The sequence below is a fragment of the Alkalimonas collagenimarina genome (genome assembly GCF_030717845.1).
GTDB lineage: Bacteria > Pseudomonadota > Gammaproteobacteria > Enterobacterales > Alteromonadaceae > Alkalimonas > Alkalimonas collagenimarina.
On record NZ_JAUZVZ010000002.1, the window covers coordinates 213,397 to 228,644 of the forward strand.

A 15,248-nucleotide genomic window follows, 5' to 3' on the forward strand; every position below is an offset into this window, starting at 1 on the left:
CTCTGGCGAGAATCAGGCTCGATTATTTCGGCGTTCTTTAAGCGCCTGAATTTGATTTTGAGGTAACAAGATGCAAGTTTCTGTGGAAACCACCCAAGGGTTAGAGCGCCGCTTAACCATTACAGTACCGGCCGAGGCCATTCAGTCTGAAGTTAAAAACCGTTTGCGTGATCTGGCCAGGCGTCAGCGTATTGATGGTTTTCGTCCAGGCAAAGCACCTATTTCGATTATTCAAAAACGTTATGGTCAAGCTGTGTTGCAGGAGGTCGCTTCTGAGCAAATGCAGCGTCACTTCTACGAAGCTATTGTTGCAGAAAAGCTAACCCCAGCGGGCTCACCGTCTTTTGCTCCTGAGGCACTAGAGGATGGTAAAGACCTGCAGTTTGCGGCGACCTTCGAAGTGTACCCTGAGGTCGAAGTTCAGGCGCTGGATAAAGTAGAAATTAGCAAGCCGGTCGTTGAAATCAGCGATAAAGATCTGGATAAAATGCTGGATACGCTGCGTAAGCAACACGCGAGCTGGGCTGAGAAGAAAGGCAAGGCGGCTAAGAAAGACCGTATTACCATGGATTTTGTGGGTAGTATCGATGGTGAAGAGTTTGAAGGTGGTAAAGCGACCGATTTCGCGCTGGAACTGGGCCAGGGTAAAATGATCCCTGGCTTTGAAGATGGCCTGATTGGCAAAAAAGCCGGTGAAGAGACGACGCTTGATGTTACTTTCCCAGATGATTACCATGCAGAAAACCTGAAAGGTAAAGCGGCTAGCTTTGCCGTTACCGTTAAACTGGTTGAAAAACAAGTGCTGCCTGAACTGAATGACGAGTTTGCAGCACTGTTCGGTTTAGCTGAAGCAACGGTTGATGCACTGAAAGTTGAAGTACGCAAAAACATGGAACGTGAGCTGAAGCAAACGGTTCGTGGCAAAGTAAAAGAGCAGGTTATTAAAGGCCTGCTGGCGAATAACGAAGTTGACGTGCCTTCTTCACTGGTAGCTGGCGAAGTTGAGGTTTTGCGTAAGCAAGCGATGCAGCGTTTTGGCAAGAACATGGATCCATCTCAGCTTCCTGAATTACCGGCTTCTTTGTTTGAAGAGCAGGCTAAAGATCGCGTAAAAGTCGGTTTGTTGCTGGGTGAAATCATCAAAGTAAACGAGCTGAAAGTGGATGAAAAGCGTGTCCAAGAGCTGATTGAAGATGTGGCTTCTGCCTATGAAGATCCACAAGAAGTAGTGCAGTACTACAACAGCAATCAAGAGATGTTGCAAAGCATGCGCAATGTAGCGTTAGAAGATCAAGCCATTGAGTTTGTCTTGAGTAAAGCGACGGTAACTGAAGAAGCCGCTAAGTTCGATGACATCATGAACCCTCAGCAGGCGGCCAATTAATTTCCATTCTGAAACCTTGTTTCGGATGGCCACTTAGCATTGACTTCTGTGGGTAAGGCAGTTTTAATGGCTCGGACATTTTGTTCGGGCCATTTTATTTTCAGGCGGACTACCGCCAGTCGTTAGGATACTATCTATGTCGTTACAGAGCACTCAGCATCAGGATTTGATCAACGCTTTAGTCCCCATTGTCATCGAGCAGACCGCCAAGGGCGAGCGCTCATTTGATATTTATTCCCGTTTACTGAAAGAACGCGTGATCTTTTTAACCGGGCCGGTTGAAGATTACATGGCAAACCTGATCTGCGCTCAACTGTTATTCCTTGAGTCTGAGAATCCAGAAAAAGATATTTATATCTACATCAATTCGCCTGGTGGTTCTGTCACTGCAGGCATGTCTATTTATGATACCATGCAGTACATCAAGCCTGATATTGCCACTGTATGCATGGGGCAAGCGGCCAGTATGGGGGCTTTCCTGTTATCTGGTGGCGCCAAAGGCAAACGGTTTTGTTTGCCTAATGCCCGGGTCATGATCCACCAGCCTTTAGGTGGTTTCCAAGGCCAAGCCACCGATATAGAGATCCATGCCCGTGAGATCCTCAGTATAAAAGAGAAGTTAAATCGATTAATGGCTGAACATACCGGCCAAACGTATGAAAAAATCTGCCATGATACCGAGCGGGATAACTTTTTAACCGCACAAACTGCTTTGGATTACGGGTTGGTGGATTCAATTTTGACGCGAAGAGACGCGAAATAATAGCGTTTATTTGCTATTGTATTAAGAAGCAAGGTGTTCAATATGTTGTTGAGCACGAGGTGGAAGAGGAAGTTACATGTCTGATAACCGTACTGACGGTGACAAAGGCGGTAAATTGTTGTACTGCTCATTTTGTGGCAAATCACAACATGAAGTGCGCAAGCTGATCGCTGGCCCGCAGGTCTATATCTGCGATGAATGCGTGGATTTGTGCAATGATATTATCCGGGAAGAAATCAAAGACATTTCACCCAAGCGTGAAGCAGATAAGCTGCCTACGCCCCATGAAATTCGCACCAATTTAGATGATTATGTCATTGGTCAGGATCATGCCAAAAAGGTATTAGCTGTTGCTGTGTATAACCATTACAAGCGATTACGCAGTGCTAACAGCAAGCAAGAGGTTGAACTTAGCAAAAGTAATATTTTGCTGATTGGCCCAACCGGTAGCGGTAAAACTCTACTGGCAGAAACCTTGGCCCGCTTGCTGGATGTGCCTTTTACCATGGCCGATGCCACCACTTTAACGGAAGCTGGCTACGTGGGTGAAGACGTAGAAAACATCATCCAGAAGCTGCTGCAAAAATGCGATTACGATGTCGAAAAGGCACAACGTGGCATTGTCTATATCGACGAAATCGACAAGATTTCGCGCAAATCTGATAACCCATCCATCACACGTGATGTGTCGGGGGAGGGCGTGCAGCAGGCATTGTTAAAGCTGATAGAAGGGACCATTGCATCGGTTCCGCCACAAGGCGGTCGTAAGCATCCGCAGCAGGAGTTCCTGCAGGTTGATACGTCGAAGATCCTGTTTATCTGTGGTGGTGCTTTTGCTGGCCTCGATAAGGTGATTGAACAGCGTTCAGCCAAGGGCTCAGGCATTGGTTTTGGTGCGGAAGTGAAAAGTAAAGAAAGTACCCGCAGCATTACGGAGTCCTTTAAGGACGTTGAACCGGAGGATTTGGTGAAATACGGCTTGATCCCGGAGTTCATCGGTCGTTTGCCGGTCGTGGCTACGTTGACTGAGTTGGATCTGGACGCATTGGTGCAGATATTAAGCTTGCCTAAAAATGCTCTGGTGAAACAGTTTGGCTCCTTATTTGAAATGGAAGGGGTAGAGCTGGAGTTCCGGGACGATGCTCTGAAAGCCATTGCCAATAAAGCGATGGAGCGGAAAACCGGCGCTCGTGGTCTGCGTTCCATTGTCGAAGGGGTATTATTGGATACTATGTACGACTTACCGTCGATGGATGATGTCAGTAAAGTGGTGATTGATGATACCGTTATTCGTGGTGAATCTGATCCAATCCTTATTTACGAACATAAAGATCCAGCAGTGGCTGAATCGCACTAGATAGTCTACACCATGGTTATAAGCTATGGTTTAGCTCGGGCAGCATTCAGGCTGCCCGATTTATTTTTACCATCAGTTAAAAATAAAAGCAGTCTCTGGCAATTGAAGTTCCGACAACCGGCCCCATATCATCTAATATCCGTTTGCATCTACATGCACTTAATTCGAGAGAGAATCAATGACAGAAGAACACATTGAACGTCGTCATATGCCGGTATTGGCCCTGCGCGATGTGGTGGTTTATCCGCATATGGTGATCCCATTGTTTGTCGGCCGTGCTAAATCCATAAAATGCCTGGATGCCGCGATGGACAACGACAAGCAAATTTTTCTGGTGGCACAAAAAGATGCGGCGCTGGATGATCCAAAAGCGGACGACTTATACAGCATTGGCACCGTGGCTACTATCCTGCAGCTGTTAAAATTACCGGATGGTACCGTCAAAGTGCTGGTTGAAGGCAGTCAGCGTGGCCGCTTGCATCAGTTTACGGAAACGGAAGATAGCTTTGCCGCCGATGTTGATATGATTGAATCGGTGGAAGTGGATAGCCGTGAGCAGGAAGTATTTTTACGCTCTGCCATTAATCAGTTTGAAGGCTACATTAAACTGAATAAAAAAATACCACCTGAGGTACTGACCGCGCTAACGGGTATTGATGATGCGGCTCGATTGGCTGACACCATGGCTGCTCATATGCCACTGAAAGTTGAAGACAAGCAAAAAGTGCTTGAAATCACCGATGTGACCGAGCGGCTGGAATACCTGATGGCGATGATGGAAAACGAAATTGACATCTTGCAGGTTGAGCGTCGTATTCGCAGCCGGGTGAAAAAGCAAATGGAAAAAAGCCAGCGCGAGTACTATCTGAATGAGCAAATGAAAGCCATTCAGAAAGAACTTGGTGAGCTGGAAGATACGCCGGATGAGTTTGAAGCTTTAAGCAAAAAAATTGAGCAGGCAAAAATGCCTGTTGAAGCAGCTGATAAAGCGAAAGCAGAATTGCAGAAGCTGAAAATGATGTCACCTATGTCAGCGGAAGCTACCGTGGTGCGAAGCTACATTGAGTGGTTAACCAATGTACCGTGGAAAAGCCGTAGCAAGGTGAAGAAAGATTTAGCAGCGGCGGAAAACATCTTAAATGCTGACCATTATGGTCTGGAGAAAGTCAAAGAACGCATTATTGAATACCTCGCCGTGCAGCAGCGGGTGAATAAATTAAAAGGGCCTATCTTGTGTCTGGTTGGCCCGCCTGGGGTGGGTAAAACCTCATTGGGTCAGTCTATTGCCAAAGCTACCGGCCGTAAGTACATGCGTATGGCTTTGGGCGGTGTTCGTGATGAAGCCGAAATTCGTGGTCATCGCCGAACTTACATTGGCTCTATGCCGGGTAAGATTATCCAAAAAATGTCTAAGGTAGGCGTGCGTAACCCGCTGTTCTTATTAGATGAAATTGATAAGATGGCGTCTGATTTTCGTGGTGATCCATCCTCCGCCTTGCTTGAGGTGTTGGATCCAGAGCAGAACACCAGCTTCAGTGATCATTATTTAGAAGTTGATTACGATTTATCGGACGTGATGTTTGTGGCGACATCAAATAGCTTAAATATTCCAGCACCCTTGTTGGATAGAATGGAAGTGATCCGCTTGTCGGGCTACACCGAGGATGAAAAGCTCAATATTGCTAAGCAACATTTGATCTCGAAGCAAGTCAGTCGCAATGGTTTAAAGCCAGAAGAAATTGATATCACGGATGAAGCTATTGTCGGCATTATTCGTTACTACACTCGTGAAGCCGGAGTTCGTAGTCTGGAGCGGGAAATCTCTAAACTATGCCGTAAAGCAGTAAAAGAAATTTTATTGCATAAAGACACCAAAAAAGTGGTGATTAATCAGAAAAACTTAGAAACCTTCCTTGGGGTTCAACGTTTTGATTATGGTAAAGCGGATGACAGCAATCGTATCGGTCAAGTCACCGGCTTAGCATGGACTGAAGTCGGTGGTGATTTGCTGACCATTGAGGCGGCTGCAGTAGTTGGCAAAGGTAAGTTGACCTACACCGGCTCTTTGGGTGATGTGATGAAAGAGTCAATTCAGGCTGCAATGACGGTTGTTCGCAGCCGTGCTGAGATTTTACGCATCAATGATGACTTTTATGAGACGCGTGATATCCATGTGCATGTACCGGAAGGTGCGACGCCGAAAGACGGGCCAAGTGCAGGGATTGGCATGGTCACGGCCCTGGTCTCCAGTTTAACGGGTAATCCGGTGCGGGCTGATGTCGCCATGACAGGTGAAATTACCTTGCGTGGTGAAGTATTGCCTATTGGCGGCTTAAAAGAAAAGCTACTTGCTGCTCATCGCGGTGGGATTAAACGAGTCTTGATCCCGCACGATAACTTGCGTGATCTGAAAGAAATTCCAGACAATGTGAAAGCAGACCTGGAGATTAAGCCGGTAAAATGGATTGATGATGTGCTGGAACTTGCTTTGCAGGAGCCAGTAAGCAGATTCCAACCGGAAATTTTGCCAAAAAAAGCAGCAAAAAGTGCAAAAATTGAAAAAAATGCGCATTAGGGGCTTTTCATTCTCCATGGCTGTGCTAAGTTAACCAAAGTTCTCTAGCCCTTACCCAATAAGGGCTAGGCTCAAAGTGGAAAAATAGTTGTATTAAGCTCTCTTCTGCTTGCAAGCGCTCTAAATGCTTGATATAACAAGAGCGCGTAATTACAACATATATACGTATAGTTGTTGAAAACAATAACAATTGAAGGGGATGATATTGTGAACAAGTCTCAACTTATCGACAAAATTGCTGCTGGTGCAGATATTTCAAAAGCCGACGCAGGTCGTTCATTGGACGCGTTCATTAACGCTGTAACCGAAGCTCTGAAAGAAGGTGACTCTGTAGCATTGGTTGGTTTTGGTACCTATTCTGTTCGTGATCGTGCTGCCCGTACTGGCCGCAACCCACAAACTGGTGCCACCATCCAGATCGCTTCTGCTAAAATTCCTTCGTTCAAGCCAGGTAAAGCGTTAAAAGACGCTGTAAACTAAGTATTGGTTTGCTCGGCGCGCCGGGTAAATTAGTCAGGCTCATGCAGGTGGATGGTTCTTATGGCTAAATTAGCCAAAGTTCCTAGGAATAGAAATTTTTAGTTCCCTGCCAGTCAGCCAAGGCTTCAATCAGAAAGGCGCATCTGTTAAGATGCGCTTTTTTTTTAAGTCAACAATTGAGTTGAATACAGAGATAAACTGGCAATGTTAGAGAAAATCAGAGAAGGTTCGCAAGGATTAACGGCCAAAATCATTCTGGGTTTAGTGATCCTGACATTCGCCCTCGCCGGAGTGGGCGGTTATCTTGGTTCTAGCCAGGAAACCCCTGCCGCTGAAGTGAACGGTGAAGGTGTGACTCGAGCAGCCCTAGAGCAAGCGTATCAAAACGAACGGGCTCGAATGGAGCAACAGTTTGGCGATATGTTCGAAATGCTGGCATCCGATGCTAGTTATATGGCTGGTTTTCGGGCAGACGTTCTGGAGCGTTTGATCGATGAAACCCTGCAAAAGCAATATGCAGCTGAGTTAGGCTTGCGGATAAGCGATGATGCAGTACGGGATTTGATCCGTTCCATGCCTGAGTTTCAGGTGGCAGGGCAGTTCAACAATGATCGCTATTTGGCATTACTACGACAGGCAGGTCTGCAGACGGCTGAGTTTCGTGACATGTTGCGTGAGCAAATGGCCCGCCAGCAATTAATCCAGGGATTGATTCTGTCTGAGTTCTCTATTCCGGCAGAGATGCAGCGCTTACAAAAGCTGCAACAGCAGAGCCGGGATATACAGTTTGTTAAATTTGCCGCTGCTGATTTCATTGATCAAGTTGAGCTCGATGAGAGCATGATCGAAGAATTTTACTATGATCGACTGAGTCAATATGAGGCGGAAGAGAAAATTGCTGTTGAGTACATTGAATTATCGGTCGAGAGTATTGCTGCTGACATTCAGATAACTGAACAAGATGCACTGGCATTTTACGAAGCCAACCAAACGTTGTACGGTACGGAAGCTCGCCGTCAGGTCGCACATATTTTATTTGAAACCATGCAAGACGATGCGGATATTGCGGCTAAAGCAGAGGCGACCTTAGCCGAGCTTCAAGCTGGAGCTGATTTTGCTGAAGTAGCAGCACAGCAATCCGATGATGCTTTTTCAGCAGCTGAAGGTGGTGTATTGCCTTGGCTGAATCGTGGTGATATGGAAGCTGCATTCGAAGATGCGGCTTTTGCTTTGTCTGAAGAGGGTGAGTTGAGTGCAGTGATACAAACCAGCTTTGGTTACCATATTCTGAAATTACATCAGTATGAAGCTGCGACTCTAAAAGATTTTGCTGAGGTCAAAGACGAAATCATCCAGACTGTTCAGCAGGAACGCGCTTATGATCGCTTTTTTGAAATACAGCAACAGCTTGCCGAAGTTAGCTTTGAAGTGCCGGATAACCTGGTTGAAGCAGCAGATGTAACGCAATTACCATTGCAGCAGCAAGCTTTGTTTTCGCGGATGCAGGCTCCGGCACCATTTAGTCATCCACAACTGTTGCAAACCTTGTTTAATCTGAATTTTATTGCTGATGGCTTGAATAGTGATTTGATAGAGGTTGGGCCTCAACACATGGTAGTAGCACGGGTTACTGAACACCAGCCAGCTCGCACTTTACCGTTAGATGAAGTACGCGAACAAGTCGTTGCTGAGCTACGTCAGCGTAAGAGCTCTGAACTTGCTCGTCAGCGTGCTGAAGCATTACTCGAAACCTACCAGCAAGAGGGAGACCTCATGGCGTTGATGGCTTCAGCTGGTCTGGAGCTCACTCAGGCACCATCAACATCTCGTTTTGGTGGAAGCTTGGATGCAGAAGTTCGTGCCAGTGCGTTTGCATTAGCGCGTCCGACCGATGAACAACCGGTCAGCGTAGATCTGGCTCAGCTGGCTAGTGGTGATATGGCATTGGTGGCAGTAACCGCTGTGCATGATAGTAGTGCAGTGGATACCCCTTCTGCAGACGATCTGGAGCGTTTGGCTAATCAGCAGGCGCAACAAGTTTATGAAGCCATGGTGGCAGCACTAAAAGCCGATGCAAAAATTGTTCGGCAACGCCTGGAGTCATCAGAACCTGGCTTCTGATCCTTTACTGGCTTAAAAACCCTGAGCTTCGTTCTCAGGGTTTTTTTATGGCAATAGCATCCTAGCTCATACCCATCAATTTACGAGTATGAGCGTGCTGTGGTTGTGTTAAGAGCTGTTCTGTTGGTCCTGATTCAACCACTTGCCCATGTTGCATCACGATGCAATGATCACTGATGTGCCGAACTAACCGTAGATTTTTGCTGATCAGCAGATAGGCGAGGCCTTTTTGTTGTTGTAACTCCAGCAATAAATTGACAATTTGAGCACGTAAGGTTGGATCCAGCACCGTCAGGGCTTCATCTAAAATCAGTAACTTTGGATCCAGAATTAATGCTCTGGCTAAAGCAATACGTTGCTGTTGGCCTGCTGAAAACATGTGTGGGTAAAAATCGATGTGTTCATCCATTAAACCCACTTGTTGCAAGCTTTCCAATACTTTTTGCTGGCGCTGCAAGTTATCCAGTACAGTACTAAAGCGCAGTACATCCGTTAGCATATCGCCTATTTTCTGGCTTGGGTTTAAAGCACGCTCGGCATCTTGAAACAGATAGCGGATCACGTGATTGTATTTGCGGTAATTGGTCATGGTGACTACTTTGCCGGCCAAGCGGATCTCACCCTGATCCGGTTGTTCAATGCCAACCAGAACTTTGGCTAAGGTACTCTTACCTGATCCTGTTTCACCAACAATAGCCAAGGTTTTACCAGCATGCAGTTGAAAACTGATGTTCTCAAGTGCTTTAATGGTTTCCTGTCGGAACAGACCGTGCTGTTTGCGATAGGTTTTGCACAGCGCAGTGACTTCTAACAAGCAGCTCATCAAGATCCCTTCCGTTGTAGTGGGAAATGGCAGCTGTAAAAGTGCTGCTGTTTGCTTTGTAAGCTGGGGGTATGAACACACTCTTTGCGTGCGTTCGGACAGCGCGGCCCTAATCGACATCCCACCGGGAGATGCTGCAATGTAGGGATGCTACCAGGCAGCGCATACAGCATGCTTTTCGCCGGTAGGTCGGGCTGAAACTCTGGTACACTTTTAATCAGTGCATCGGTATAAGGGTGATATGGCTGCGCTAAAACTTGAGAGGTTTTACCCGACTCAACCAATTGGCCACAATAGAGGACCGATAAATTATGTGTGTAGCGGGCAATGCTGTCGAGCTCATTGCTGATTAACAGCACCGACATCCCTTTCAACTGATTCAAACTGGTAATTAATCGAAAGAGCTGCGCTTGAGTGCTGCTCTCGAGAGCAGTCGTTGGTTCGTCGGCGATTAATAACTTAGGGTTTTTTGCTATGGCCATGGCAATCATGACCTTCTGGCAGACTCCTTCGGACAACTGATAAGGATAACTGCTCAGTACCGCAACATGATCTTTAATCCCTACTTTGTGCAGCAGGGCGATCGCCTTTTTCTTTTTGCGACTCTCTCGGCCCCACCAGCTACCTTTGATGACATCATTTGGGATAGATTCTTGCAATTGTTCGGCAATCAATGCGGTCGGATCAAGGCACTTACTTGGCTCTTGATAGATCATCGCGATATCACGACCAATTATTTTGCGTTGTTGATCGAAGGACAATTGCAATAGATCCTGCCCAAACCAATGGAAGCGATCGGCCGTGATGCGCCAGCGCTGATTCAACACATTCACAATCGCTTTCGCAATCAGACTTTTGCCAGAGCCTGACTCGCCCACCAAACCTCTGATCTCACCTTCTCGCAAGTTAAGATTAACTCGGTCAACTGCTCTGACTAAACCATGATTGGTTTCCAGCTCAATGGTCAGGTTACGTATATCCAGCAATAACATTAGCTTTCCTGCCTTTTACGTATGGCGGCTCTTAAACCATCGGACACCAGGTTCACGCTAAGTACTGCCACAAAAATCAACAAACCGGGTAAGGCGATACTCCAAGGGGCTAAATAAATCAAATCCAAGGCATCGGCTACCATTACCCCCCATTCAGCGGCTGGTGATTGAGCCCCTAAGCCGAGAAAGCCGAGTGCAGCAATATCCAGAATCGCAGTCGATAGTGCCATACTAAACAAAATCGTCAGTTGTTCCCAAATATTAGGTAAAACGACATTACGCAATATTTGCAGCTGATTTGCGCCATCGAGCCGATAAGCAATGACATAATCTTGCTCAAGCTGTTGCTGAATGGCGTTACGTATGCCGTGCACAAATTGTGGCAGCAGTGCGAGCATAATCGCCCAAATGGTATTGATGAGCCCGGGGCCAAGAATAGCGACGATAATGATGGCGAGTAACAGCGATGGAATAGTTAGCGCTAAATCCAGCATATGATTAAAAGCGCTAGCTCGAAAGCCTTTACTCATACCAGCTAAAACGCCGAGCAATAAGCCCAGTATCATGGCGCCTAGCACTGTGATGATGGCGATACCAAAAGTATAGCTTGCCCCCTTAATGAGACGTGAGAGTACATCGCGTCCTAAGTCGTCGGTGCCAAGCAAAAAGCGGACTTGTCCCTGCTCATCCCACGAAGGCGGCACTAACAAAGCATCGGGGTTCTGTAAGTATGGATCATAAGGTGTGATCAAAGGGCCAAGTAGTGCGGTCAGGGCAAAAAAGCAAAATAAAATGAGGCCGAGTACGGCTGCATGTTGCTGTCGAAAGACCGACCAGAGTTGATACAGCGGGCCATGCTCTGCTTTGCTATGCAACCAGTGAAACTTAACCATTAAATTGCTTCCTTGCCAGAGGGTTTAGCAGGGTATGCAGTATATCCATCAGTATATTAACCATGATGACCAAGGTTGAGATGACGAGCAGTCCCCCTTGAATGGCTGGATAGTTGCGTTGATTGATGCTATCGAGTAACCAGAGTCCGATCCCTGGCCAAGAAAAAATGAGTTCAGTGATCATAGCCAATGTAACCAAAGTACTAAATTGCAAGCCTAGCTGGCGCAGTACTGGCATCATGGCGTTACGCAAACCGTGTCGGTACAACACCTGGCTGCGACTCAACCCTTTGGCTCTGGCGGTTTTAATATAGCTCTGCTGCCACACGCCCAGCATGGCATCACGAGTAAAGCGGATCATCACGGTAGTTGGGAAGGTAGCCAAAACCAAGGCCGGTAGTAACAAATGGCGCAGTGCATCGATCATCGCTGCTTGCCAGTAAGGCTGTTTTGAGAGCATGATATCTGGCAGCATAAACCCTGTGCTTGCCGGGATCTCAAACAGAACACTAATTCGACCCGAGGTCGGCAGCCAACCCAGTGTAATACTAAAAAGCATGATCATCAGCAAAGCCCACCAGAAAATAGGCACTGAATACCCCACCATGGCGACGCCTGAGATAAAACGACCTGACCAATGCTGAGCTTTAATCGCTGCGATCAATCCAAGCGGCACGCCGACCACAAAAGAGATTAGCAGCGCATAAGCGACTAGCTCTAAAGTTGCCGGAAAAACCTGAGTCAACTCCGTGATGATAGGCTGTTGACTCGATAAAGATAGCCCCCAATCGCCTTGTAGGATCCGCGATAAAAACGCAAAGTATTGCTGCAGGTAGCCTTGCTCAAGTTGGTATTGCTGCACTAAGGCAGGCAATAGCTCATCACTGGGCTGGCTAATACCGCTGAAGTTGGTTAATGGGTCGCCAGGAAATAAATGCCCCAAGCTGAATGCAAAGCAGGTGAGCGCAAAGAAGACAAACAGCAATAAAAATAACCTGCGTATTAAAAACTGCCAGATCATGGCTCTTTCCTGGCATCAGCTAAAGAAATCCCACCATAAGGGTTGATACTAACACCACTGATCTGGTGATTCAGCGCCTGAAAGCGTTTCGAGTGGGCAATGGGAAATAAAGGGATGTGTTCTGATAAATAGTGCTGAGCTGCCCAGTAATAATGTCGACGGATGCTTTGATCGTCTGTTAACAAAGCCTGTGCCAAAATAGCATCAAAGGCAGGGTCGCACCAATGGGCTCTGTTGGTGCCGCTATCAATGCCGCTGCAGCTGAGCAGAGGGCGAAAAAAGTTATCTGGATCGGTATTATCCGCATTCCATCCCAACAACACCGAGTCATGCTCACCTTGTCGTAGCTGGCGTCGAAATGCATTCCATTCCAGAGTGACGATACTTACCCGTACCCCTATCTGCGCTAGATCGGCTTGAATCATCTCCGCCATTCGGGTGGCATTGGGGTTGTAGAGGCGCTGTACCGGCATGGCCCAGATATCCATACTAAATCCAAATGGGTAGCCTGCCTCGGCCAATAACTCTCTGGCCGCCGTTGGATCATAAGGCACGGACATAACTGCAGGGTTAAATCCCCATGAAGTCGGGGGAAGCAGTGAGTGAGCGGTGTGGGCATGGTTGTAATACACCGCTTGTAAAATGGCGTCACGGTTGATAGCCATTGATAAAGCACGGCGAACTTTGGCTTGATCGAATGGCGGCTTTTGGGTGTTGAATGCCCAAAAGCCTACATTCATGCTGGTTTGTTCCTGAACTTTGACGTCGTCTCGCTTGCTGATGAGTTCCAGTTCAGCAATTCGGGGATAGGCGGTAATATCACACTCATGGGTCAGGAGTTTAGCCATTCGTTTGGCGTTATTCGGCTCGATATCAAACACCAATTGCTCAAGGCTAGATGCTTGCCCCCAGTATTCAGCATGGCGGTAATAGCGTAAAAAGACATCTTTCCGATACTCTCTGAATTTAAAAGGCCCTGTACCAATCGGGTGTGAATCGATACGTTGTGGTTGCTGCTGTTTGAGTAATTGATCGGCATACTCCGCAGAATGGACCACTGCGAAATCGGTCGCGACATTGGATAGAAATGAGCTATCACGTTGACGCAAATAAAATACCACCTGATCTGGGGTAGGGGTGGTAATGCGCGCTACCCGCTGATGCCACTCAACTGTTTGAAAGTAGGGGTACTCGCCACCACTGACGGCATGAAACGGATGCTCACTGTTCATCACCCGCTCAAAACTAAAACGCACATCCGTTGAGTTTAAAGGCCGGCTCGGTTCAAAATAATCAGTGTGATGAAACTGAACATCAGGCCGCAGGAAAAAGGTATAACTCAAGCCGTCCGAACGTATTTCCCAATGGGTGGCCAATGCAGGAATAAAACGACCGTCCTCAGGATCAATGTCGACTAAGCGATCAAATAATTGGCGGCTGGTTGCATCGATAGTAGTGCCTGAAGTCACCAGTTGAGGGTTCAAGCTCTCAGGCGATCCTTCCAGACAGTAGACCAAACCTGAGCGAACTTCAGCGGGCATATCCGGCTGACAGGCACTCAGTAGTATCATCGCTGCTAGTTGAACAGCCGTCGATATGGAACGCTGTGACTTTTTTTTCACTGGCTTGCCTTTATCATGATCAAACTGCATCTTGTTGCTGGCTGTCAAGCAGTTGGTACTTTTTCATGTAACCCCGTAATTGATGATAGGTCAGGCCGAGACTTTCTGCGGTTTTTTTCTGGTTAAACTGGCAGGCCGCCAAAGCTTGTTTCAGCAAGGATACCTCATAGTGTTGCGACATTGATTTAAAATCATGTGGCTGATCTGGATCGAAGTGTGGTTGAGCCGCACTATGAGCTTCCTCAGTACGAGCGATGTCAGCCGGGTTTGTGTGCGTTGCGGGTTGATCTGAGTTTGACGCTGGTTGCAGCGAACTCCGGCGATCATGTGTTTTGACTCGGGTCTGAGGCCGAAAGGGCGATTGGAATGGATCGAGTAAAATATCATGCACCGGTACGTAGGGGTTATTGGTGCGATAGACACTACGTTCCACCACATTTTTTAATTCCCGTACATTGCCAGGCCAATCATAATCAAGCAGTACTTTTTTTGCTTTTTCACTGAAGCCACTGAACAACTCAAACTCCAGTTCACGTGCCATATTAATAGCAAAGTGTTCTGCCAGCATCAAAATATCGTCGCGGCGTTCCCGCATAGGGGGCAACGTAATGACATCAAACGCCAAGCGGTCCAATAAGTCAGCCCGGAACTCCCCTTGTTCAGCTAGTGTCGGCAAGTCTTCATTGGTGGCACAAACCAGCCGGACATCAACTTTGACCGGGCGGCTACCACCGACACGCTCGAATTCACCGTACTCAATCACACGTAATAACTTTTCTTGCACTAAGCTTGGTGTGTTGGCCAGTTCGTCTAAAAACAAGGTACCGCCATTGGCTCGCTCAAAGCGACCTTCATGGCGTTTACCTGCGCCGGTAAAAGCTCCTGCTTCGTGACCAAACAATTCGCTTTCCAGTAAGTTTTCATTTAAGGCGGCACAATTTAGTGTCAGGTAGTTTTGATCCCAGCGCTGTGATAAAAAGTGCAAGCGGGCTGCGATTAACTCTTTACCGGTGCCACGCTCACCAATAATCAGTACAGGCTTATTCAATGGGGCGGCCTGCGAGACTTGCTCCAATACGGTAAGGAAGCTATTGGATTGACCAAGCAAGTTGTCTTGTTGTTGTGATTGGCGCATAGCATCTATTTGGTAGTGAAAATGACTAAATTATAGTGTATTTCATTATGATGCATTGCAAAAGCAGTTTCTTGAATTATCT

General features: G+C 47.1%; 12 protein-coding genes. 6 read left to right on the plus strand and 6 right to left on the minus strand.

Going from position 1 to position 15,248, the window contains the following annotated elements; genetic code table 11:
* The first annotated feature begins 70 nt into the window (after positions 1–70).
* The 6 genes from tig to Q3O60_RS02240 all read left to right on the plus strand — a co-directional run bounded on the left by tig (position 71) and on the right by Q3O60_RS02240 (position 8,680).
* The gene (gene tig, locus Q3O60_RS02215; RefSeq protein WP_305892263.1) at positions 71–1,384 is read left to right on the plus strand and encodes a trigger factor; all 1,314 of its coding nucleotides are present in this window, start codon (positions 71–73) and stop codon (positions 1,382–1,384) included.
* Between the two features lie 136 nt (positions 1,385–1,520).
* Complete coding sequence (clpP, locus tag Q3O60_RS02220) at positions 1,521–2,147, plus strand: ATP-dependent Clp endopeptidase proteolytic subunit ClpP (protein WP_305892264.1); 627 nt, start codon at positions 1,521–1,523, stop codon at positions 2,145–2,147.
* A 76-nt stretch (positions 2,148–2,223) separates the two neighbouring features.
* The gene (clpX, locus tag Q3O60_RS02225; RefSeq protein WP_305892265.1) at positions 2,224–3,504 is read left to right on the plus strand and encodes an ATP-dependent protease ATP-binding subunit ClpX; all 1,281 of its coding nucleotides are present in this window, start codon (positions 2,224–2,226) and stop codon (positions 3,502–3,504) included.
* A gap of 178 nt (positions 3,505–3,682) precedes the next feature.
* Positions 3,683–6,079 (plus strand): endopeptidase La, encoded by a 2,397-nt coding sequence (lon, locus tag Q3O60_RS02230; protein WP_305892266.1) that lies wholly within the window; start codon positions 3,683–3,685, stop codon positions 6,077–6,079.
* A gap of 207 nt (positions 6,080–6,286) precedes the next feature.
* A complete protein-coding gene (gene hupB / locus Q3O60_RS02235) occupies positions 6,287–6,559 on the plus strand; it encodes a nucleoid-associated protein HU-beta (protein ID WP_305892267.1) in 273 nt (90 codons plus the stop codon).
* A 204-nt stretch (positions 6,560–6,763) separates the two neighbouring features.
* Positions 6,764–8,680 (plus strand): SurA N-terminal domain-containing protein, encoded by a 1,917-nt coding sequence (locus tag Q3O60_RS02240; protein ID WP_305892268.1) that lies wholly within the window; start codon positions 6,764–6,766, stop codon positions 8,678–8,680.
* Between the two features lie 61 nt (positions 8,681–8,741).
* On the opposite strand, the gene Q3O60_RS02245 is transcribed toward Q3O60_RS02240, so the two are convergent.
* From Q3O60_RS02245 to pspF, 6 genes are read right to left on the minus strand one after another with little or no spacing between them, the layout of a single operon-like run.
* Complete coding sequence (locus Q3O60_RS02245; protein ID WP_305892269.1) at positions 8,742–9,503, minus strand: ATP-binding cassette domain-containing protein; 762 nt, start codon at positions 9,501–9,503, stop codon at positions 8,742–8,744.
* Positions 9,503–10,495, minus strand: coding sequence for a peptide ABC transporter ATP-binding protein (locus Q3O60_RS02250; RefSeq protein WP_305892270.1), 993 nt, complete (start codon positions 10,493–10,495; stop codon positions 9,503–9,505). Before Q3O60_RS02250 ends, Q3O60_RS02245 begins: the two co-directional genes overlap by 1 nt.
* Positions 10,495–11,388: an ABC transporter permease subunit gene (locus Q3O60_RS02255; RefSeq protein WP_305892271.1), complete on the minus strand. Its 894-nt coding sequence runs from the start codon at positions 11,386–11,388 to the stop codon at positions 10,495–10,497. Before Q3O60_RS02255 ends, Q3O60_RS02250 begins: the two co-directional genes overlap by 1 nt.
* On the minus strand, positions 11,381–12,409 hold the full coding sequence (locus Q3O60_RS02260; RefSeq protein ID WP_305892272.1) for an ABC transporter permease: 1,029 nt from the start codon (positions 12,407–12,409) through the stop codon (positions 11,381–11,383). Before Q3O60_RS02260 ends, Q3O60_RS02255 begins: the two co-directional genes overlap by 8 nt.
* Positions 12,406–14,061: an ABC transporter substrate-binding protein gene (locus tag Q3O60_RS02265; protein WP_369812614.1), complete on the minus strand. Its 1,656-nt coding sequence runs from the start codon at positions 14,059–14,061 to the stop codon at positions 12,406–12,408. The genes Q3O60_RS02260 and Q3O60_RS02265 overlap by 4 nt, the downstream gene beginning before the upstream one ends.
* Positions 14,051–15,166, minus strand: coding sequence for a phage shock protein operon transcriptional activator (gene pspF / locus Q3O60_RS02270; RefSeq protein ID WP_305892273.1), 1,116 nt, complete (start codon positions 15,164–15,166; stop codon positions 14,051–14,053). Before pspF ends, Q3O60_RS02265 begins: the two co-directional genes overlap by 11 nt.
* Positions 15,167–15,248 lie beyond the last annotated feature (82 nt).

What these genes read in the sequence shown, in the direction of transcription:
- Q3O60_RS02255 (WP_305892271.1), bottom strand. Translation starts at nt 11,388, where the DNA reads ATGGTTAAGTTTCACTGGTTGCATAGCAAAGCAGAGCATGGCCCGCTG.
- lon (WP_305892266.1), top strand. Translation starts at nt 3,683, where the DNA reads ATGACAGAAGAACACATTGAACGTCGTCATATGCCGGTATTGGCCCTG.
- Q3O60_RS02240 (WP_305892268.1), top strand. Translation starts at nt 6,764, where the DNA reads ATGTTAGAGAAAATCAGAGAAGGTTCGCAAGGATTAACGGCCAAAATC.
- Q3O60_RS02260 (WP_305892272.1), bottom strand. Translation starts at nt 12,409, where the DNA reads ATGATCTGGCAGTTTTTAATACGCAGGTTATTTTTATTGCTGTTTGTC.
- Q3O60_RS02250 (WP_305892270.1), bottom strand. Translation starts at nt 10,495, where the DNA reads ATGTTATTGCTGGATATACGTAACCTGACCATTGAGCTGGAAACCAAT.
- Q3O60_RS02265 (WP_369812614.1), bottom strand. Translation starts at nt 14,061, where the DNA reads ATGCAGTTTGATCATGATAAAGGCAAGCCAGTGAAAAAAAAGTCACAG.
- tig (WP_305892263.1), top strand. Translation starts at nt 71, where the DNA reads ATGCAAGTTTCTGTGGAAACCACCCAAGGGTTAGAGCGCCGCTTAACC.
- clpX (WP_305892265.1), top strand. Translation starts at nt 2,224, where the DNA reads ATGTCTGATAACCGTACTGACGGTGACAAAGGCGGTAAATTGTTGTAC.
- clpP (WP_305892264.1), top strand. Translation starts at nt 1,521, where the DNA reads ATGTCGTTACAGAGCACTCAGCATCAGGATTTGATCAACGCTTTAGTC.
- Q3O60_RS02245 (WP_305892269.1), bottom strand. Translation starts at nt 9,503, where the DNA reads ATGAGCTGCTTGTTAGAAGTCACTGCGCTGTGCAAAACCTATCGCAAA.
- pspF (WP_305892273.1), bottom strand. Translation starts at nt 15,166, where the DNA reads ATGCGCCAATCACAACAACAAGACAACTTGCTTGGTCAATCCAATAGC.